This window comes from Pseudomonas sp. M1, assembly GCF_022760135.1.
Classification (GTDB): domain Bacteria; phylum Pseudomonadota; class Gammaproteobacteria; order Pseudomonadales; family Pseudomonadaceae; genus Pseudomonas; species Pseudomonas citronellolis.
The window spans coordinates 2,611,037-2,630,233 of the sequence record NZ_CP094343.1 but is presented as its reverse complement, the minus strand read 5'-3'; the positions used below and the strand labels follow the sequence as shown (position 1 = coordinate 2,630,233).

Genomic DNA, 19,197 nt, shown 5'->3' with positions numbered 1-19,197 from the left:
ATCTCAACATTTTTGTTATTAGTGAATTCGAAATTAACAAACACGTTAATTCCGCGGCAATCCAGCCTTGGCGCCAAAGGTGCCGAAAAATCCTTTAAGCCTCTGTTTATCCTGAAGAAAACAAAATCAACGAACCATTGGCATGCCGCTTGCCATTGCCCTCTCAAGCGCAACGCGCTGGGGACGGACGGGACGCCGCGCCCTGCCCACCACGGAGGGCTACCCGATAACAAGATGGCGATGCCGGGCGTGGCGGCCCGGTATCCGGAGAGCGAGAACAATGACAATGAGCATGCCTGGTTTACCCGCCGACAACGCCGGCGAAGCGCGCTACGACGCGGACGTGGCCATCGTCGGGGCCGGCCCCGTCGGCACCCTGCTGGCCATTCTGCTGGGCCAGAAGGGCCACCGCGTCACCCTGGTGGAGCGCTGGCCGCAACCCTACGACCGCCCCCGCGCCGTGACCTTCGACCATGAGATCGCCAGGATACTCGCGGGCCTGGGTATCGACTCCGACAACGACCCGGCGATCAACTACCACGACGAGCTCTACTACTGGCGCAACGCCGCCGGCGAAGACCTGCAGATCGTCGACTGGAAAAGCACCTCGGCCTCCGGCTGGCGGGTGCGCTACTGGTTCAACCAGCCCGGCCTGGAAAGGCGCCTGCTGGGCATCGCCGAGGGCATCGCGAACATCCGCCTGATCCGTGGCTGGGAAGCCAACGAACTGCAGCAGGATGACCAGGGCATCTGCCTGGGCGGCATTGGCGATGCGCCGGACGCGCCCAGCCGTATCCGCGCCCGCTACGTCGTGGGCGCCGATGGCGCCAACAGCTTCGTGCGCAAGGCGCTGGGCCTGAGCCTCACTGACCGCGGCTTCTTCTACGACTGGCTGATCCTCGACATGATCCCGCACCAGGAACAAGTGCTGGACCCGGTGCACTGGCAGCTGTGCGATCCCAGGCGCCCCACCACCATAGTGCCGGGCGGCCCCGGCCGCCTGCGCTGGGAGTTCATGGCGCTGCCCGGCGAGTCGGCAGAGGCGCTGGCCAGCCCGGAAAACGCCTGGAGCCTGATGCAGCCCTGGGGCCTGACGGCGGCCAACGCGACGCTGGAACGCAGCGCCGTGTACCGCTTCCAGGCCTGCTGGGCGGAGTCCTGGCGCAACGGCCGCGGCCTGATCGCCGGCGATGCCGCGCACCTGATGCCGCCCTTCGCCGGCGAGGGCATGTGCGCCGGCCTGCGCGACGCCGTCGCCCTGGCCTGGCGCCTGGACGCCATCCTCGACGGCACCCTGGGCGAGGCGGTGCTGGACAGCTACACCAGCGAACGCCGCGAACATGCCAAGCACTACATCGAGTTCTCCATGGAGCTGGGGCGCATCATCTGCATCACCGACCCGCAGGAAGCCGCCGAGCGCGACCGGCGCATGAAGGCGGAACTGGAGGCCTCCGGCCGCACGCCGGTGCCCACCGACAAGGCGGCGCTGGGCCCGGGCATCTGGTGCAAGGACGCGGCCCACGCCGGCGAACTCTCGGTGCAGGGCATCGTCCGCGCGGGCGAGCGGCGCGGGCGCTTCGACGACCTCGCCGGCCGCGGCTGGCTGGTCATCGGTTTCGAGCAATCGCCCCGCCAGGCCCTGCCCTCCCATCAGTTGCAGGCACTGGAACACCTGGGCGCGCGCTTCGTCACCCTGGGCCGCCCGGGCAGCCATTGCGACCTGGAAGACGCCGAAGGCACCTATGCCGCCTGGCTGGAAGAACTGGGCGCCCGCTACCTGGTGATTCGCCCGGACTTCTACGTCGCCGCCAGCGCCGGCTCGGCCGAGGCGCTGCAGCGCCAGCTGGACGACCTGCTGGGGCAGCTTCACCTGACGCACCTCCAGGCCCCTTCCCACGAAGCGAGCGCCGCCTTCGCCTGACCGACACGGAGTCCATCCTGATGCACGAATTTCTCTATACCCAAAACCCCGCCCGCGTGGTCTTCGGCGCCGGCAGTTCCCTGCGCGTGGCCGCGGAACTGGAGGCCCTGGGCTGCCGGCGCGCCCTGCTGCTCTCGACGCCCGCTCAGCAGACAGACGCCGAGCGGCTGCTCGACAGCCTCGGCGGGCTGGGCGTCGGCGTCTTCGCCCAGGCCACCATGCACACCCCCGTAGAGGTGACCGAGGCGGCGCTGGCGCGCTATGCCGAGCTGGGCGCGGACAGCGTCGTGGCCCTGGGCGGCGGCTCCACCATCGGCCTGGGCAAGGCCATCGCCTACCGCAACGACGCCCCCCAGGTGGTGATCCCGACGACCTACGCCGGCTCCGAGGTGACGCCCATCCTCGGGCAGACGGAAAACGGTGTGAAGACCACGGTGAGCGCGCCGTCGATCCTCCCCGAAGTGGTGATCTACGACCCGCAGCTGACCCTCGGGCTGCCCGTGCCCATGAGCATCACCAGCGCCCTCAACGCCATGGCCCACGCCGTGGAGGGGCTGTATGCGCGCAACCGCAACCCCATCACCTCGCTGATGGCGGTGGAAGGCATCCGGGCGCTGAAGCAGGCCCTGCCCGGCGTGGTCCGGCAGCCGGAGGACATCGCCGCGCGCAGCTCGGCCCTGTATGGCGCCTGGCTGTGCGGCACGGTGCTGGGCAGCGTCGGCATGGCCCTGCACCACAAGCTCTGCCACACCCTGGGCGGCAGCTTCAACCTGCCCCACGCCGAAACCCACGCGGTCATGCTGCCCCACACCGCCGCCTACAACCAGCAGGCCGCGGCCGAGGCCCTGCAGCCGGCGGCCGAACTGTTCGGCGGCGACCTCGGCGGCGGCCTCCACGACTTCGCCGGGCAGCTGGGCGCGCCCCTGGCGCTGAAGGACCTGGGCCTGCGCGAAAGCGACCTGGACCGCGCCGCGGACCTGGCCGTGACCAACCCGTACTGGAACCCCCGACCGGTCGAGCGCGAGGCCATCCGCGCGCTCCTGCAACGGGCCTGGGCTGGCCTGCGGCCGGAATGAGCGCACCGCCCCGGCGGCCACACGAAAGCATCAAGGTGAACCAGATGATCGAATACTTTACCGAGGCAGCGTCGGCGAAGACCGTCAACGCACGCATGGGGGATGCCATCGACCCGCGCCTGCGTACCGTCATGGCTTCGCTGGTCGAGCACTTGCACAGCTTCGTCCGCGAGGTGGAGCTGACCGAGGCCGAATGGGAACTGGCGATCGACTTCCTGACCAGGACGGGGCAGCTCTGCTCCGAGCGCCGCCAGGAATTCATCCTGCTCAGCGACACCCTGGGCGTCTCCATGCTGGTGGACGCCATCAACCACCGGCGCCCGCCCGGCGCGACCGAGAGCACGGTGTTCGGCCCCTTCCACGTGGAGAACGCGCCCCTGCGCGCCATGGGCGACACCATATCCCTGGACGAGAAAGGTGAAAGCTGCCTGTACGAAGGCCGCGTCCTCGACCTGCAGGGCCAGCCCATCGCAGGCGCCGTGCTGGACGTGTGGTCGGACAACGCCGAGGGCTACTACGACGTGCAGCAACCCGGGCTGCAACCGGAGTGGAACAACCGTGGCCGCTTCGTCACCGGCGCCGACGGGCGCTACCGCTTCCGCGGCATCAAGCCGGTGCCCTACCCGATCCCCGACGACGGCCCGGTCGGCCAGTTGCTGGCGCGCCTGGGGCGGCACCCCTGGCGTCCCGCCCACATGCATTTCATGGTGGGGGCCGAGGGCTACCAGCGCCTGGTGACGCACACCTTCGTGTCCGGCGACGCGTACCTGGCCTCCGACACGGTGTTCGGCGTGAAGCAATCCCTCATCCAGATATTCGAGGCGAACCCGGGCGGCGCCACCCGCTGGACGGCCAGGTTCGACTTCGTACTGGCCCCCGACTGACCGGCAACACGGCTCCAACCCAGAGTGCCGGCCAGGCGTGCACCCCGTGGTACCGGCACGTTCCTATTACAAGAACAACAGTGGACGAAAACATGAAAGACACCCAGGGCAATCGCCCCGATACCTCGTACGAGTGGAAAGCCGTCCTGCTGCTGGCGCTCGGCTTCGGCCTGGTCAGCATCGACCGTTTCATGATCATGCCGCTCTTCCCGATCATGATGAAGGACCTGGGCCTGGACTATCAGGACCTCGGCCTGATAACCGGCATCCTGGCCGTGACCTGGGGCTGCTCGTCCCTGTTCATGGGCAAGCTGTCCGACCGCCTCGGCCACCGCGCGGTGATCATCCCCGCGGTCATCCTCTTCTCCCTGCTGGCCGGCTGCAGCGGCCTGGCCACCGGCCTGGTCAGCCTGATGCTGATCCGCGCGGTCATAGGCGCGGCCGAGGGCGCCTACACCCCGGCCAGCATCGTCGCCACGCTGGAGGCCTCGAGGCCCAGCCGCCACGGCCTGAACCTGGGCATCCAGCAGGCCGCGATGCCGCTCTTCGGCCTGGCGCTCGCCCCGCTGCTGGCCACCCAGCTGCTGCACCTGTTCGACTGGCACTGGGTGTTCGCCATGGTGATGCTCCCCGGGTTGATCGTCGGCTACCTGCTGTACAAGGTGCTGCGCAACACCGACGCGGCCACGGCCGCGGAACACACCAGCACCCACGACGCCGGCCGCCATCACTGGCGCGACGTCTTCAAGAGCCGCAACGTGCCGCTGAACATCCTCGGCATGATGTGCTGGCTGACCGTCCTCGTGGTGCTGGGGGCGTTCCTGCCCAACTACCTGCTCGACTACCTGGGGCTCAGCCTGGCGCAGATGGGCTACGTGCTCTCCGCCATCGGCTTCGGCGGCGCCGTCGGCACCATCGTCCTGCCCAGCCTGTCCGACCGCATCGGCCGCAAGCCGGTGATGGTGCTGTCGGTGCTCTGCGGGGTGGCCTCGCTGTACCTGCTGATCAACACCGGCGCGGATACCTCCCGCCTGTTCCTCACCCTGTTCTTCACGGTCTTCTTCGACTTCGGGCTGATCTGCCTGACCGTGGGGCCGGCCACCACCGAATCGGTGCCGGCGACGCTCATGTCCACCGCCTCGGGTTTCGTCGTCGGCATCGGCGAAATCTTCGGCGGCGGCATCGCCCCCGGCCTGGCGGGCTACGTCGCCAACCACCACGGCATCCAGCACACGCCCCTGCTGGCGCTCGGCGCCATGGCCTGCGGGCTGCTGGTGACGCTCTGCCTCAAGGAGACGGCGCCGCTGCGCATCGGTGCCGGCCTCGAAGCGACCTGACCTCCGCCTGACGCCCGAAACCACACCGGGGCCCCGCCTGCATACCGGCGGGGCCCACGGCTTCGCTCATCCGCCAGAAAGGGCGGAACCCACCCCCAGAGAGGAAAAAAGCCCCATGCCCATCATCAGCATCCACCTCGTCGAAGGCCGCACGGACGAGCAGAAGGAGCAACTGATCCACGAAGTCACCGAAGCCTGCCACCGCGCCCTGGCGGTCCCGCGGGACGCGGTGCGGATCATCCTCAGCGACATGGCCAGGCAGCACTACGGCGTCGGCGGCCAATCCAGGCTGAAGTCGGAAAGCCAGTGAAAGCGGCAGTCCCCCGCGAAGCAACCCGGCGTTGACCACACCCACCCTGCCGACCTACCGGAAGACACCATGAGCATTACCAAGAACAAGAACCTCGCTCCCGCAATCCTGGCCCTGCTGCTGCCCCTCTCCGCCCTGGCCGGGGGCCATTACAGCCCAGGCGTCGAAGGCATCGACGGCGCCGTCGTGCCGCCTCCCGGCGTGTACTACCGCGGCTACGCCGTGCACTACCAGGCCGACCGGCACGACGCCGTCCCCGACAGCGAGGTGCGCGTCGACGCCCTGGCCAACCGCCTGGTCTGGGTCACCGGGCAGAAGGTCCTGGGCGGCGACCTGACCTTCGAGACCATAGTCCCGGTGACCCATACCGACCTGCACCTGGCGTCGGGAGCCGTCGACGACTCGGCCTGGGGCGTGGGCGACATCTACGCCGGCAGCGTCATCGGCTGGCATGGCCAGCGCTGGGACGCCGTGGCGGGCGCCGGGTTCTGGTCGCCCACCGGCCAGGACGACCGGCCGGCCGACCCCGGGCTGGGCTATTCCGAACTGATGCTCACTCTGGGCGGCAACCTCTACCTGACCGAGCGCAAGGACCTCAGCCTGAGCGTCCTCAGCCGCTACGAAGCCGCGGACGACTCTGACGTGGAAGACACGTTCCTGGTCGAATGGGGCCTCGCCAAGCGCCTGGACAACGGCCTGAAACTCGGCCTCGTCGGCTACGACCAGTGGCAACTGGGCGACGGCGACGCGCAAAGACACGCGGCCGGCCTGGAGGGCGGCTACTTCTGGCCGGCCGCGGGCGTCGGCCTGAACCTGGCGGCCTACCAGGAATACGCGGTCAACGACGACTTCAAGGGCTACCTGTTGCGGGCCGTGCTGACCAAGGCGTTCTGAACCGGGCCTCCGGGGCGGCGGGCGTTGCCGCTCCGGAGGTTTCCATCGCCATCGCCGAAGCGTGCATGTCCCCGGCAGAGGGGAAGCCCCAGCTACATCAGGATTCAGCCTCGCCGCCTCAGCTCCAACCCCAGAACATCAACCACCAGCCGCCCAGCACCGGCACGCAGGCCAGCGCCAGGCAGGCCAGCGCGGCTGGCTGGCGCAGGGGCGCGACGCCGCGGCGGCGGAGAATCCGCCAGCCCAGCCACAGCGTCCAGGCGCAGGCGCCCGCCAGCAGCAGGGCCCGCGCAGGCTGCACCCAGCCGAGGGCCAGCCCTTCGTAGCGCAGCAGTTTCACGGTGGTGGCGGAAAGCCCCAGGAACAGCCCGCAGCCGCCCAGGGGAATCAGTGCCTGGGCCAGGTGCCCGTGCAGCCCCCGCCCTTTCCCCGACAGCTTGCCGGCCAGGCGCAGCAGCGCCGTCAGCCAGGTGCCCATGAGCAGCGCCCAGGCCAGCACGTAGAAGACCAGCACGCCGCCGTCGAGCCAGGTGAAAACGTCGTTGTTCTGCGGGTAATGCGTCAGCACCCACCAGGGCGCGTTGGCCTCCAGCGGCCAGAGGATGCCCCGCTCCACCAGCCACTCCGCGCTCGTCTGCTTGAGCGCGATGAACCAGGGGCTGAGCGTCCAATTGAAGGCGCCCATGGCCAGGCCGATCACCCCGAACAGCAGCAGGCGCGCCGGCCAGGGGCTTTCCGTGCGCTGGCCGTGCACGACGATTTCCTCGTTCGGCCAGCGCGGGCTCAGGGCCACGGCGCCGCGCTGGCCGCTGCAGCGGCCGCAGGAGTGGCAGTCGGCGCAGCCGCTCATGCGGCGGATGTCGATCAGCGGGGCGCAGTTGGGCGTCGGCAGGTGCGGCCCGGCATTGGCCAGCCAGCGCGCCTCGTCGACGCGGAAGTGCAGCGGCGCCAGCCGCGCGAGCAGGTTGAACACGCCGCTGACCGGGCACAGGTAGCGGCACCAGACGCGCTTGCCGCGCCCGTAGAGGAAGCCCACCAGCATCGCCGCGAGGGTCGAGCCGCCGAGGATCAGCAGCGCCGGCAGCGCGTAGTCGTAGACGCTGACCAGTTGCCCGTACAGGGTGGTCAGGCAGAAGGCCAGGAACGGCCAGCCGCCCCAGCGCATCCAGCGCGGCACGCCGCGCCCGCGGCCATGCCGGCTCGCCCATTCGCTGAGCGCGCCCTCGGGACAGAACAGCCCGCACCAGAGCCGCCCGAACAGCAGCATCGACAGCAGCACGAAGGGCCACCAGATGCCCCAGAACACGAACTGCGCGAACACCGCCAGGTTGTCCAGCATGCGCGCCTGGGCCGGCGGCAGGTCCAGGCAGGCCGGGACGATCAGCAGCACCGCGTAGAACAGCACCACGGCCCATTGCAGGGCGCGGATCAGCCCGGCATGCCGGCGCATGCCGTCCCCCAGCCGGGCCAACGACCGGGCCAACCAGAGGGAAGGCGCGCCGTTCATGCCAACCGGGCCTCGACGCGGCGCCCGCCGCGCCGGCACAGGTAGCTCGCCAGCATCCAGTAGGCCGGCAGGAGCAGTACCGCCAGCAGCGAGGGCGCGACACGGTATCCGGCGAAGCCGGCCAGGGCCGCGCCCAGGCCGTGGCCGTCGCTGAGCCAGGCGGAAGTGTCCCAGAGCGGATCGCCGAACAGCCCGTAGCACCACTCGGGCAGGTCCAGCGCCATGACCTGCCCCGCCACCCGGTCCAGCGCCGCCATCAGCAGGGCGCCGCCGAGCAGCAGCAGGAGGACTTCGCTGACGCGGAAGAAGCGTCGCCAGGTGAGTATCCGCGAGGACCACTGCAGCGCGGCGTAGGTGGCCAGCGCCAGCAGGAAGCCGAGCACGCCGCCCAGGGCGAACCAGGTCCAGTCCGCCCCCTGCTGCGCGCCGATGCCGTAGAGGAACACCACCGTCTCGCTGCCTTCGCGGGCCACCGCCAGCATCGCCAGCAGCAGCACGCCCCAGCCGCCATCCTCGGCGATGCTGCGCTCGGCGTCCCGCTCCAGCTGGCGCTTCATGCCGCGTCCATGGCGGTGCATCCACACCACCATCTGCAGGATCAGCAGGCTGGCGCAGAGCACCATGGCGGCCTGGAACCATTCGCCGGACGGCCCCGCCAGCCACTCCCCGGCGAGCATGAACAGCGCGGCCAGCGAACAGGCCAGCACGACGCCCAGCCCCACCCCGCTCCAGAGCATGCGCAGGCCGCGCGCGGGTTCCGGGCGATGGCTCAGCCAGGCATGCAGGATGCCGACGACCAGCAGCGCCTCGACGCTCTCGCGCCAGACGATGAACAAGGATTGCAGCATGCTTGGCTCCCGATCAGTGCGCCACGATCTCGCCTTGCGGCAGGTCCATGTGGAATTCGTCGAAGAAGGGATAGCGGCCGGGACGCAGGGGGTGGATCACCACGAACGAGGTGACGCCCGGCGAGAGCACCTTCTCCACCCGCAGCGGCGTGCTCTCGAACTCGGCCGGCCCGCTGCCGGCGTTGCGCACCACGACCTTGAAGCGCTGCCCGGCGGGCACTTCCAGGGTCTGGGGGGTGAAGTGGCCATCGTTGATGGTCAGCTCATAGGTGGGGAGCGGCGCTGCCTGCGCGGCAACGGCGAACGACAGTGCCAGCAGGCAGAAGAACGAGCGCAACATGACGGCCTCGCGACTCTCGGGGAAGGTAACGCCGCACCCGCAACGGGTGCGGCCCGCGCATCAATAGCCGCCTTTCTTGCCGATGCCGGCGTAGGTGAAGTCGTATTCCACCTTGCAGGTCTCGAACCAGGGCGCCACGCCGGTTTCCTTGTCGACGTGGCGGCCGAACATGGAGGCCTCCGACGGCGGCAGGATGGTGTAGGTCAGGTGGTACTTGCCCGGGCCGAGCAGCTTGATGTTGTCGCCGTAGTGCGGGCCGTCGCTGGCCACCATGCCGTGGAAGTCGCCCTTGAGGACCTGGTCGCTGCCGTCCTTGCGTAGTTCGTAGGCCACCCGCAGGTAGGGAATCCAGCTGCCTTCCTGGAAGCCGTTGGGGTTGTCGGCGGTGGCGGCGATGTCGGCCTCAAGGTGCACGTCGGACTGCGCGGCGGCGCGCATCATCCCGGGCGGGTCCATTTCGATCGGCTGCAGGTACACCGCGCCGATCTCCATCCCGCCGCAAGCCTGCGGCGCGCCGATGGGGTACTCCTTGGCCGCCGCGAACGGGGCGGCGAGCGCCAGTATCACGGGAACGGCGCGGTTGATTCGCATGGTCTTCTCCTTGGCTCGACAGATGAGGAATCGCGAGCTCGCATTTAGGGACCAAACGACGCCATTGAGAATGATTTGTATCAAGAATTCCTGAAGTAAATCCGCAAACCTGTGCGGCGAGGACAGGAAGACCAGGGCTGTTCACTTCCAGGCTCACGGCGTTGATTGCCGATAGGCCAGCCCGGCGCAGAAGAGGGAGCGCCAAGGGCGCTCCCCTTTCCCCGGTCCTGCCCTACCAGAGCGGCAAGGTGTAGCTGACGATCAGCCGCGTTTCGTCCAGGTCGTTGCCGAAGCTGCTGCGGAAGGTGCTGTTGCGCACCTTGAAGCCGAGGTTCTTCAGCGCCCCGTCCTGCACCACGTAGCCGATGTCGGTGTCGCGCTCCCACTCCTTGCCGTCGCCCTGGCCGTTGAGCAGGTCGACGTTGTCGCCGCGCAGGTAGCGCGTCATCAGGCTCAGGCCGGGCAGGCCGAGGGCGGCGAAGTTGTAGTCGTAGCGCAGTTGCCAGGAGCGTTCGTCCTTGTTGGCGAAGTCGCCGATCTGCACGTAGTTGACCAGGTACGGATCGGTGCCGGTCAGGTAGGCGAAGCCGGTGTCGCCGGACATGCGCTGGTAGCCCAGGCCGAAGGCGTGGTTGTCGAGCCTGTAGGTGAACATCGCGTTGAGCGCGCGGTTGTCGACGTTGCTGCCGCCGTCGTCGGTGGAGCGTGCCCAGCGGATGTCGGACTTCAGCGACTGGCCGGCGGCGATCGGCAGAACGTGCACCAGGCCCAGGTAGTGCTGGCGGTAGAGGTCTTCGAGATTGGCGTAGTGGTAGCTGGTGCTCAGGCGCTCGCTCCAGCGGTAGGTGCCGCCGGCCAGGTTGAAGCGGTCGCTGCTGAGGTGGCTGCCGGCGCTGATGTTGCGCTTGTTGCCGCGGGTGACGCTGAGGTCTTCGGCGTTGGACGAGTCGCGCTGCTTGACCTGGCGCAGCTGGCCGGCCTGCAGGTCGAGGTCGTCGAGTTCCTTGGACTCCACCAGCGCGCCCTGGAAGGTCTGCGGCAGCAGGCGGGTGTCGTTGTACTGCACCACCGGCAGCTTGGGCAGCAGGGTGCCGACTTTCAGGGTGCTGCGGGAGACGCGCAGCTTGGCGGTCAGGCCGAGGTCGCTGTAGTCGTCGGCGGCGCGCCCGCTACTGGCGGAATACGGCAGCAGCCCGGAGCCGGAGCGGTCGGGGCTGGAGTCGAGCTTGAGGCCCAGCAGGCCGAGGGCATCGACGCCCACGCCGACGGTGCCGTCGGTGTAGCCGGACTCGTAGCGCAGCAGGAAGCCCTGCGCCCACTCCTCCGAGTAGGACTGTTTGGCGCCGCTCTGGCGGTAGTCGCGGTTGAAGTAGAAGTTGCGCATTTCCAGGCTGGCCTTGCTGTCGGCCAGGAACCCGGCATGGGCGAACGGGGGCAGCAGCGCCAGTCCGGAGACCAGCACAGGGAGTCGACGAATAGTCATTGTTGTTGTTTCTTTGCAGGGTGTTGGCGAAACGCCGGGCCGGCGGAGTCCGGCCCGGCAAGGGATGGGCTGGGGCTCAGACGGCCTTTTCCAGCGCCGGGACGAGCTCGAACAGATCGCCCACCAGGCCGTAGTCGGCGACCTGGAAGATCGGCGCCTCTTCGTCCTTGTTGATGGCCACGATGACCTTGGAGTCCTTCATGCCCGCCAGGTGCTGGATGGCGCCGGAGATGCCCACCGCGATGTAGAGCTGCGGCGCGACTATCTTGCCGGTCTGGCCGACCTGCATGTCGTTCGGCACGAAGCCGGCGTCGACCGCAGCGCGGGAAGCGCCGACGGCGGCGCCCAGCTTGTCGGCCAGGGCGTAGAGGAGCTTGAAGTTGTCGCCGTTGCCCATGCCGCGGCCACCGGAAACCACGATCTTCGCGGCGGTCAGCTCCGGGCGGTCGGACTTGGCCAGCTCTTCGCCAATGAAAGTCGAGCTGCGGGCATCGAAGACCTCGCCCAGCGCCTCGATGCTGGCACTGCCGCCTTCGGCGCTCACCGCATCGAAGCCGGTGGTGCGCACGCTGATGACCTTGATCGGCGCCGAGGACTGCACGGTGGCGATGGCGTTGCCGGCATAGATCGGGCGCTTGAAGGTGTCGGCGCCGAGCACCTCGACGATCTCGGAAATCTGGTCGACGTCCAGCAGCGCGGCGACGCGCGGCAGGTAGTTCTTGCCGTTGGTGGTGGCCGGGGCCAGCAGGTGGGTGAAGTTCTGGGCGATGGAAACCACCAGCGGCGCGATGTTCTCCGGCAGCTGGTGGGCGTAGGCGGCGTCGTCGGCGACCAGCACCCTGGCAACGCCCGCGATCTTGGCGGCGGCTTCTGCCACAGCGCCGACGTTCTGGCCGGCGACCAGCACGGCGATATCGCCACCGATCTTCTGGGCGGCAGCAACGGTGTTCAGGGTGGCAGCGCCCAGGACGCCGTTGTTGTGCTCAGCGATTACCAGGATAGCCATCAGATTACTTTCGCCTCGTTCTTCAGTTTCTCGACCAGTTCGGCCACGGACTTGACCTTGATGCCGGCGCTGCGTGCAGCCGGCGCCTCGACCTTGAGGGTCTTGACGGTGGAAGCGGTGGAAACGCCGAGAGCGTCCGGGGTGATCACCTCCAGCGGCTTCTTCTTCGCCTTCATGATGTTCGGCAGCGACGCGTAGCGCGGCTCGTTCAGGCGCAGGTCGGTGGTGACGATCGCCGGCAGGTTCAGCGCGACGGTCTGCAGGCCGCCGTCGATTTCGCGGGTGACCTTGACCTGAGCGCCGTCGACCTCGACCTTGGAGGCGAAGGTGCCCTGGGCGTAGCCGGTCAGCGCGGCCAGCATCTGCCCGGTCTGGTTGTTATCGCTGTCGATGGCCTGCTTGCCGAGGATGACCAGCTGCGGCTGCTCTTTGTCGACCACGGCCTTGAGCAGCTTGGCGACGGCCAGGGAGTTCAGCTCGTCGTTCGACTCGACCAACAGGGCGCGGTCGGCGCCCAGGGCCAGGGCGGTGCGCAGTTGCTCCTGGGCAGCACTAGGCCCGACCGAAACCACCACGATCTCACTGGCGACGCCTTTTTCCTTCAGACGCACGGCCTCTTCCACGGCGATTTCGCAGAAGGGGTTCATGGACATTTTCACGTTGGCGAGATCGACGCCGGAGTTGTCCGCTTTCACCCGGACCTTCACGTTGTAATCGACCACGCGCTTTACCGCGACCACTACCTTCATTCGATTCTCCTCTGGGTTGCAGGTGCGTAGGGCGAATAACCGTTCGCGGTTATCCGCCGCTTGACCTTGGTTTGGCGACGCGCCGGGCTAGACCTCGGCAGCACCGCCCGCAATTGGGGTGGGTTCGCGAGCAAGCTCGCTCCTACGATGCGTCCGCCTCCGAGCCCACCTGTCGTACCGACCGCGCCGAAGGGCTCTTCGTAGGATGGGTTGAGCTTGCGATACCCATCGGACCCCGGTGATGGGTATCGCTTCGCTCAACCCATCCTACGGAGCTTGCTCGCGAACGCTTCACTCGCCGAGCTGCTCGATCACGCCCTGGGCCTTGAGCTCCGCCAGGCGCGCCTCGTCCAGCCCCAGCCGGCGCTTGAGCACCTCGTCGGTGTGCTCGCCGAGCATCGGCGCCGGGCGCTGGTACTGCACCGGCGTCTCGGACAGCTTGAGCGGGCTGCCGACCATCCTGAAACCGGGGTTGAGGGCGTGGGGAATCTCCACCAGCATGTCGCGCGCCAGCACCTGCGGCTCTTCCAGGGCGCGGCCGATGTCGTTGATCACGCCGACCGGCACCTTGACCGCGTGGATGCGGGCCACCCAGTTGTCGGCGCTGTCCTTGCGGAAGTGCTCGGCCAACTGGCCGACGATGGCCTCGCGGTTGCGCACGCGGTCGGCGTTGCGGGCGAAGCGGGGGTCCTTGGGCAGTTCCGGCAGGCCGATGGCCTCGCACAGGGCGACGAACTGGCTGTCGTTGCCGCAGGCGATGATGAAGTCCCTGTCGCTGCCGGAGAACACCTGGTACGGCACGATGTTGACGTGGGCGTTGCCCTGCCGCCCCGGCGAGCGCCCGGTGGCGAGGTAGTTCTGGCTCTGGTTGCCGAGCATGGCCACCTGCACGTCCAGCAGGGCCATGTCGCAGTGCTGGCCGCGGCCGGTCTTCTCCCGCGCCAGCAGCGCGGCCTGGATGGCGACCACCGAGTACAGCCCGGTCATCACGTCGGACACCGCCACGCCGACCTTCTGCGGGCCGGCGCCGGGCACCCCGTCCTTCTCGCCGGTGATGCTCATCAGCCCGCCCATGCCCTGGATGATGAAGTCGTAGCCGGGCTCTTCCGCGCGCGGCCCGGTCTGGCCGAAACCGGTGATGGAGCAGTACACCAGGCGCGGGTTGAGCTTGGACAGGCTTTCGTAGTCCAGCCCGTACTTGGCCAGCGAGCCGGCCTTGTAGTTCTCGATCAGCACGTCGCATTCGCCGGCCAGCGCGCGCACCAGCGCCTGGCCCTCGGGGCTGGCCAGGTTCAGCGCCACCGACAGCTTGTTGCGGTTGGTCGACTGGTAGTACGACGCCTCGGGGCTGTCCGAGCCGTCCGCCGCCTTCATGTAGGGCGGGCCCCAGCCGCGGGTGTCGTCGCCCGCGCCGGGCCGTTCGATCTTGATCACCTCCGCGCCCAGGTCGGCCAGGATCTGGCCGCACCAGGGGCCGGCCAGGACACGGCTGAGGTCGAGTACGCGGTATCCGCTCAAAGCGCCCATCTTCATCTCCTCACTGGCGCGCTCAGACGCGCTCGATAACCATGGCGAGCCCCTGGCCCACGCCGATGCACAGGCTGACCACCGCATAGCGTTGACCACTGCGCTGCAGTTGTCGCGCCGCGCTCAGCGCCAGCCGCGCGCCGGAAGCCCCCAGCGGATGGCCGACGGCGATGGCGCCGCCGTTGGGGTTGACCCGCGCATCGTCGAAGGCGACGCCCAGGCCGCTCAGGCAGCCGAGCACCTGGGCGGCGAAGGCCTCGTTGATCTCGATGATGTCCATGTCGGCGAGGCCCAGGCCGGCGCGCGCCAGCGCCTTGTTGATCGCCTCGACCGGGCCGACGCCCATGATCCGCGGCTCCACGCCCACCGCCGCGGCGGAGAGGATTCGCGCCAGCGGCGCGAGCCCATGGCGCTCGCCGGCCGCGGCGGAGCCGATCAACAGCGCCGCCGCGCCATCGTTCACCCCCGAGGCGTTGCCGGCGGTGACCACGCCACCCTCGAACAGCGGCTTCAGGCGCGCCAGCGCGGCCTCGTCGGAGTCCGGGCGCGGGTGCTCGTCCTGCTCGACCACCTTCGGCGGCGTCTTGCGCCCGGTGGGCACGCTCACCGGGACGATTTCGCCGGCGAAGAAGCCGGCCTGGCGGGCCGCCTCGTAGCGCGCCTGGGACGCCGCGGCGAAGCGGTCGGCCTGCTCGCGGCTGATGCCGTATTCGCGGGCCACGTTATCGCCGGTCTGCGGCATGCTGTCGTTGCCGAACCCGGCGACGATCCTGGGGTTCGGGAAGCGCGCGCCTATGGTGCTGTCGAACACCGCCAGGTCGCGGCTGTAGGCGGCCTCGGCCTTGGCCATGACGAAGGGCGCGCGGGACATGCTCTCGACGCCGCCGGCGACGAACAGCTCGCCCTCGCCACAGGTCACGGCGCGCGCGGCATCGATGACCGCGGCCAGGCCGCTGGCGCACAGGCGGTTCACCGTCTGGCCCGGCACCGTCACCGGCAGCCCGGCCAGCAGCGCGGCATGGCGGGCGACGTTGCGGCTGTCCTCGCCGGCCTGGTTGGTGTTGCCGAGGATCACGTCCTCGATGGCCTCGCCCGGCACGCCATGGCGGGCGAGCAGTTCACGGATGACGTGGGCGGCCAGGTCGTCCGGGCGCACCGGCGCCAGGGCCCCGGCATGGCGGCCGAAGGGGGTGCGCAGGCCGGCATAGATAAAGGCATTGAGCATGGAAGTCTCCTTGGATCGGGTGAGCGCCGGGCCTCAGCCCAGCGCGGGCTCGGCATGGCGCAGCGACAGGCCCAGCGCGGCGCGGCGGCGCAGCCACGGGCCGGGGCGGTAGCGGGCATCGCCGGTCAGGTCGGTCATGCGTTCCAGTATCGTCAGCAGCCGCGCGGGGCCGACGGCGTCGCCCCAGGCCAGCGGCCCCTGCGGGTAGCCCAGGCCGCGGCGCACGCCTTCGTCCAGGTCGTCGACGCTGGCGATGCGCTGCTGGACGATGTCGCCGGCCAGGTTGACGATCAGCGCCAGCACGCGCTGGGCGACGAAGCCGACGCTGTCGTTGATCAGGGTGACGCCGACGCCATCGGCGGCCAGCAGCGCATGGGCGGCGTCGCGCATGGCCGGGGCGGTCGCCGGGTTCTGCATCAGGCAGCGGTGGCGCTGCAGGTCGAGCAGCAGGTCGATGCACAGGGTGCGCGCCGGGTCGCTGCCGAAACGCCGGCAGGCGCTGGTCGCGTCGATGCCGTAGGGGGCCAGCAGGCAAAGGGCCTCGCTGCTCGGCTGTTCGCCCTGCTCCAGGGTAGCGCCCAGCTTCTCCAGCAACGCGCCGAGCGACTCGCGGTCCTCGGCGGACTCGGCGCCGATCCATACCGGCGGCAACACGGCCACGCTCGGCACCGGTTGCGGCGCCGGCGGATCGATCATCTTGCCGTCTTCGTAACGGTAGAAGCCACGCCCCACCTTGCGCCCCACGAAACCGGCCTCGAGCATCTGCCGGGTGAGCGCCGCCGGCCGGTAGCGCGGCTCCTGGTAGAACTGGTTGTAGATGGACTCGATCACCGGGTGCGAGACGTCCAGCGCGGTCAGGTCGAACAGCTCCAGCGGCCCCATGCGGAAGCCCAGGCCCTCGCGCAGGATGCGGTCGATGTCGGCCGGCTCGGCGATGCCTTCCTTGAGCATCTGCAGCGCCTCGGTGCTGTAGGCGCGCCCGGCGTGGTTGATGATGAAGCCGGGGGTGTCCTTGGCGCGGATGCCGCGGTGGCCCATGCGCGCGGCCAGCGCCTGCAGGCGGTCGCCCACCTGCGGGTCGCCGGCCAGGCCGTCGATCACCTCGACCACCTTCATCAGCGGCACCGGGTTGAAGAAGTGGAAGCCCGCCACCCGCTCGGGGTGCCGGCAGCCGCGGGCGATGCTGGTGACCGACAGCGACGAGGTGTTGGTCGCCAGGATGCAGTCGGCGGCGACCACCGCTTCCAGCTCGGCCAGCAGCGCCTGCTTGGCGTCCAGGTGTTCGACGATGGCCTCGACCACCAGCTCGGAATCGGCCAGTTCGGCCAGGGAGCCGGCGACCAGCAGGCGGGCCAGGGTGGCGTCGGCGTCCTCGGCCGTGATCTTGCCCTTCTCCGCCAGCTTGCCGAGGGTGCGCCCGAGGTTGTCACGCGCCGATTGCGCGGCGCCGTCACGGGCGTCGAAGAGTTTCACCTGGATGCCGGCCTGGGCGGCGATCTGGGCGATGCCGCTGCCCATCACGCCGGTGCCGACGATGGCCATGCGTTGGATGTCACGCGTCATGGGTCATTCCCCCTGGAAGCTGGCTTGGCGTTTTTCGAGGAAGGCGGCGGCGCCCTCCTTCTGGTCACGGGAGTCGAACAGCAGCTGGAAGGCCTTGCGCTCCAGGGTCAGCGCGCTGTCCAGCGGCAGGTCGGCGCCGGCGAGCATCACTTCCTTGATCTGCGCCACGGCCAGCGGCGGCAGCGCGGCGATCTCGGCGGCCAGTTCCAGGGCGCGCGGCAAGGTCTGCGCATCGCCGACCACCTCGCTGACCATGCCCATCGCCAGGGCTTCCGGCGCCTTGACCAGGCAGCCGGTCAGGGCCATGCGCATCGCCTGGAACTTGCCCACCGCGCGGATCAGCCGCTGGGTGCCGCCGGCGCCGGGCATCAGGCCGAGCTTCACCTCCGGCTGACCGAAGCGCGCCGACTCGCCGGCGACGATGATGTCGCAGTGCATCGCCAGCTCGCAGCCGCCGCCCAGGGCGAAACCGTTCACCGCCGCGATCACCGGCTTGGGGCAGCGGCCGATGGCGTCCCAGAGCAGCTCGGTGTGCCGGCGGTACATCTCGATGGGGCTGGCCTGGGCGAACTCGCGGATGTCCGCGCCCGCCACGAAGCACTGCTCTCCCCCGGTCAGGACGATGGCCCGCACCCGGCTGTCGTCGGCCAGCGCGCGGAAGTGCTCGGCCAGTTGCTGGCGCACGGCGGCATTGAGGGCGTTGCGGGCTTCGGGGCGGTCGATGCGGACCACCGCCACGCCGTCGGCCTGGATCGTTCGGTGGACCACGCTGGGGTGCTGGTTGCTCATGATCGTGCTTGCCTCAGTATTGTTTCGTCTGACGAAACTACATTCCGTATTTACGATTCATCATAGTGAGCCTCGATCGACGCTGTAAACGGCATCCGTTCTGATCAGTTATTTTTACCTTTAAAAACAATCAGTTAGTAAATATCTCAGCGACAATTTTACGCAGACTGGAAAACCCTCTATAATTTCGTCTGACGAAACTGAATTTTATTTTATTGATTTTCTCGGAAAAGGGGTTCTACCATGCGCCGCAACAAGACGGAGCTGGATTCGGCTGCGCCGACGAAAAACGAAGGTGAGATCGGCCTGCTGGAACGGGGGATGTTCGACCCCGCCACGGCGCTGAGCGAGGAGGAAAACAGCGGTCAGTTCGTCACGGCCCTGGCTCGCGGCCTGGAAATCCTGCGCTGCTTCAACCCACGGGAAAACGTGCTGAGCAACCAGGACCTGGCGCGCAAGACCGGCCTGCCCAAGCCGACCGTGACGCGCCTGACCAACACCCTGATGCGCCTGGGCTGCCTCAAGCGCGAGGTGCACTCGGGCAAGTACCAGCTGGACGTCGGCGTGCTGGGCTTCGGCTACGCGATGCTGTCGAACCTGTCGATCCGCGCGGTGGCCCACCCGCTGATGGAGGAACTGGCCAACCACGCCCAGGCGGCGGTGGCCATGGCCGCCCGCGACCGCCTGCAGATGGTGTACCTGGACGTGGTCCAGGGCCAGGGGAACATGACGATGCGCCGGCAGATCGGCAGCTACCTGCCGCTGGCGGTGAGTTCGGTGGGCCGCGCCTGCCTGGCGGCGATGCCGGAGAACGAACGGGAGTTCCTGCTCGACCACATCCGCGAGCGCGAACCGCAACACTGGCCGGCCATCCGCAAGGGTCTGGACCGCGCCTTCAGGGACTTCACCGACTACGGCTACTGCCTGTCGATCGGTGAATGGCACCGCGACGTCAACTCCGTCGCCGTGCCCTTGGTACATCCGCAGTATGGGCTGCTGGCCTTCAACTGCGGCGGACCGAGCTTCCAGCTGACCCGCGAGAAGCTCGAGGACGACATCGGGCCCCGCCTGATCAACATGGTCAACAACATAGGCGCCGCCGCTCGCTGATGCCCGGGTGACGGTGCCCTGCCAGACAGGCCCGCCC

18 protein-coding genes are annotated in these 19,197 nt (G+C 68.7%); 7 read left to right on the top strand and 11 right to left on the bottom strand.

The features are described from left to right. The first annotated feature begins 292 nt into the window (after nucleotides 1-292). From mhpA to PM1_RS11865, 6 genes are all read left to right on the top strand, one after another. Complete coding sequence (gene mhpA / locus PM1_RS11890; protein WP_043300381.1) at nucleotides 293-1,921, top strand: bifunctional 3-(3-hydroxy-phenyl)propionate/3-hydroxycinnamic acid hydroxylase MhpA; 1,629 nt, start codon at nucleotides 293-295, stop codon at nucleotides 1,919-1,921. A 20-nt stretch (nucleotides 1,922-1,941) separates the two neighbouring features. After that, the gene (locus tag PM1_RS11885) at nucleotides 1,942-2,997 is read left to right on the top strand and encodes a maleylacetate reductase (RefSeq protein WP_009623149.1); all 1,056 of its coding nucleotides are present in this window, start codon (nucleotides 1,942-1,944) and stop codon (nucleotides 2,995-2,997) included. A gap of 44 nt (nucleotides 2,998-3,041) precedes the next feature. Next, entirely contained in the window at nucleotides 3,042-3,881 is an 840-nt protein-coding gene (locus PM1_RS11880) for an intradiol ring-cleavage dioxygenase (protein ID WP_024128671.1), read from the top strand. A 92-nt stretch (nucleotides 3,882-3,973) separates the two neighbouring features. Beyond that, nucleotides 3,974-5,218, top strand: a complete 1,245-nt coding sequence (locus PM1_RS11875) for an MFS transporter (RefSeq protein WP_009623156.1) — start codon at nucleotides 3,974-3,976, stop codon at nucleotides 5,216-5,218. A 115-nt stretch (nucleotides 5,219-5,333) separates the two neighbouring features. Further along, nucleotides 5,334-5,528: a 2-hydroxymuconate tautomerase gene (locus tag PM1_RS11870; RefSeq protein ID WP_009623158.1), complete on the top strand. Its 195-nt coding sequence runs from the start codon at nucleotides 5,334-5,336 to the stop codon at nucleotides 5,526-5,528. A 69-nt stretch (nucleotides 5,529-5,597) separates the two neighbouring features. After that, the gene (locus PM1_RS11865; protein ID WP_009623160.1) at nucleotides 5,598-6,422 is read left to right on the top strand and encodes a SphA family protein; all 825 of its coding nucleotides are present in this window, start codon (nucleotides 5,598-5,600) and stop codon (nucleotides 6,420-6,422) included. Between the two features lie 118 nt (nucleotides 6,423-6,540). Here PM1_RS11865 and PM1_RS11860 read toward each other — a convergent pair whose 3' ends face one another. The 11 genes from PM1_RS11860 to PM1_RS11810 form a co-directional block, all read right to left on the bottom strand. Continuing rightward, nucleotides 6,541-7,929: a 4Fe-4S binding protein gene (locus PM1_RS11860; protein WP_009623161.1), complete on the bottom strand. Its 1,389-nt coding sequence runs from the start codon at nucleotides 7,927-7,929 to the stop codon at nucleotides 6,541-6,543. Further along, nucleotides 7,926-8,777: an FTR1 family iron permease gene (locus tag PM1_RS11855; protein ID WP_009623162.1), complete on the bottom strand. Its 852-nt coding sequence runs from the start codon at nucleotides 8,775-8,777 to the stop codon at nucleotides 7,926-7,928. The genes PM1_RS11860 and PM1_RS11855 overlap by 4 nt, the downstream gene beginning before the upstream one ends. Nucleotides 8,778-8,790: 13 nt before the next feature. After that, on the bottom strand, nucleotides 8,791-9,117 hold the full coding sequence (locus tag PM1_RS11850) for a cupredoxin domain-containing protein (protein WP_009623168.1): 327 nt from the start codon (nucleotides 9,115-9,117) through the stop codon (nucleotides 8,791-8,793). 60 nt (nucleotides 9,118-9,177) lie between these two features. Beyond that, nucleotides 9,178-9,708, bottom strand: coding sequence for an iron transporter (locus PM1_RS11845; RefSeq protein WP_009623170.1), 531 nt, complete (start codon nucleotides 9,706-9,708; stop codon nucleotides 9,178-9,180). A 232-nt stretch (nucleotides 9,709-9,940) separates the two neighbouring features. Beyond that, the gene (locus tag PM1_RS11840) at nucleotides 9,941-11,191 is read right to left on the bottom strand and encodes an OprD family porin (protein ID WP_009623171.1); all 1,251 of its coding nucleotides are present in this window, start codon (nucleotides 11,189-11,191) and stop codon (nucleotides 9,941-9,943) included. Nucleotides 11,192-11,267: 76 nt separating this feature from the next. Further along, nucleotides 11,268-12,197 (bottom strand): electron transfer flavoprotein subunit alpha/FixB family protein, encoded by a 930-nt coding sequence (locus PM1_RS11835; RefSeq protein ID WP_009623173.1) that lies wholly within the window; start codon nucleotides 12,195-12,197, stop codon nucleotides 11,268-11,270. After that, a complete protein-coding gene (locus PM1_RS11830; RefSeq protein ID WP_009623175.1) occupies nucleotides 12,197-12,946 on the bottom strand; it encodes an electron transfer flavoprotein subunit beta/FixA family protein in 750 nt (249 codons plus the stop codon). The genes PM1_RS11835 and PM1_RS11830 overlap by 1 nt, the downstream gene beginning before the upstream one ends. A gap of 291 nt (nucleotides 12,947-13,237) precedes the next feature. Beyond that, nucleotides 13,238-14,473, bottom strand: coding sequence for a CaiB/BaiF CoA transferase family protein (locus tag PM1_RS11825; RefSeq protein ID WP_009623177.1), 1,236 nt, complete (start codon nucleotides 14,471-14,473; stop codon nucleotides 13,238-13,240). 22 nt (nucleotides 14,474-14,495) lie between these two features. Next, nucleotides 14,496-15,698, bottom strand: coding sequence for a 3-oxoadipyl-CoA thiolase (locus PM1_RS11820; RefSeq protein ID WP_009623179.1), 1,203 nt, complete (start codon nucleotides 15,696-15,698; stop codon nucleotides 14,496-14,498). A gap of 33 nt (nucleotides 15,699-15,731) precedes the next feature. Further along, complete coding sequence (locus PM1_RS11815) at nucleotides 15,732-17,261, bottom strand: 3-hydroxyacyl-CoA dehydrogenase (protein WP_009623181.1); 1,530 nt, start codon at nucleotides 17,259-17,261, stop codon at nucleotides 15,732-15,734. A gap of 3 nt (nucleotides 17,262-17,264) precedes the next feature. Next, the gene (locus PM1_RS11810) at nucleotides 17,265-18,050 is read right to left on the bottom strand and encodes an enoyl-CoA hydratase (RefSeq protein ID WP_009623183.1); all 786 of its coding nucleotides are present in this window, start codon (nucleotides 18,048-18,050) and stop codon (nucleotides 17,265-17,267) included. Nucleotides 18,051-18,293: 243 nt separating this feature from the next. On the opposite strand from PM1_RS11810, the gene PM1_RS11805 reads away from it, so the two are divergent. Further along, on the top strand, nucleotides 18,294-19,160 hold the full coding sequence (locus PM1_RS11805) for an IclR family transcriptional regulator (RefSeq protein WP_009623185.1): 867 nt from the start codon (nucleotides 18,294-18,296) through the stop codon (nucleotides 19,158-19,160). Nucleotides 19,161-19,197 lie beyond the last annotated feature (37 nt).

Coding starts and splice junctions, on each gene's coding strand:
- PM1_RS11835 (WP_009623173.1), bottom strand. CDS start 12,197: ATGGCTATCCTGGTAATCGCTGAGCACAACAACGGCGTCCTGGGCGCT.
- PM1_RS11810 (WP_009623183.1), bottom strand. CDS start 18,050: ATGAGCAACCAGCACCCCAGCGTGGTCCACCGAACGATCCAGGCCGAC.
- PM1_RS11840 (WP_009623171.1), bottom strand. CDS start 11,191: ATGACTATTCGTCGACTCCCTGTGCTGGTCTCCGGACTGGCGCTGCTG.
- PM1_RS11825 (WP_009623177.1), bottom strand. CDS start 14,473: ATGGGCGCTTTGAGCGGATACCGCGTACTCGACCTCAGCCGTGTCCTG.
- PM1_RS11820 (WP_009623179.1), bottom strand. CDS start 15,698: ATGCTCAATGCCTTTATCTATGCCGGCCTGCGCACCCCCTTCGGCCGC.
- PM1_RS11830 (WP_009623175.1), bottom strand. CDS start 12,946: ATGAAGGTAGTGGTCGCGGTAAAGCGCGTGGTCGATTACAACGTGAAG.
- PM1_RS11865 (WP_009623160.1), top strand. CDS start 5,598: ATGAGCATTACCAAGAACAAGAACCTCGCTCCCGCAATCCTGGCCCTG.
- PM1_RS11870 (WP_009623158.1), top strand. CDS start 5,334: ATGCCCATCATCAGCATCCACCTCGTCGAAGGCCGCACGGACGAGCAG.
- mhpA (WP_043300381.1), top strand. CDS start 293: ATGCCTGGTTTACCCGCCGACAACGCCGGCGAAGCGCGCTACGACGCG.
- PM1_RS11805 (WP_009623185.1), top strand. CDS start 18,294: ATGCGCCGCAACAAGACGGAGCTGGATTCGGCTGCGCCGACGAAAAAC.
- PM1_RS11850 (WP_009623168.1), bottom strand. CDS start 9,117: ATGTTGCGCTCGTTCTTCTGCCTGCTGGCACTGTCGTTCGCCGTTGCC.
- PM1_RS11860 (WP_009623161.1), bottom strand. CDS start 7,929: ATGAACGGCGCGCCTTCCCTCTGGTTGGCCCGGTCGTTGGCCCGGCTG.
- PM1_RS11875 (WP_009623156.1), top strand. CDS start 3,974: ATGAAAGACACCCAGGGCAATCGCCCCGATACCTCGTACGAGTGGAAA.
- PM1_RS11885 (WP_009623149.1), top strand. CDS start 1,942: ATGCACGAATTTCTCTATACCCAAAACCCCGCCCGCGTGGTCTTCGGC.
- PM1_RS11815 (WP_009623181.1), bottom strand. CDS start 17,261: ATGACGCGTGACATCCAACGCATGGCCATCGTCGGCACCGGCGTGATG.
- PM1_RS11845 (WP_009623170.1), bottom strand. CDS start 9,708: ATGCGAATCAACCGCGCCGTTCCCGTGATACTGGCGCTCGCCGCCCCG.
- PM1_RS11855 (WP_009623162.1), bottom strand. CDS start 8,777: ATGCTGCAATCCTTGTTCATCGTCTGGCGCGAGAGCGTCGAGGCGCTG.
- PM1_RS11880 (WP_024128671.1), top strand. CDS start 3,042: ATGATCGAATACTTTACCGAGGCAGCGTCGGCGAAGACCGTCAACGCA.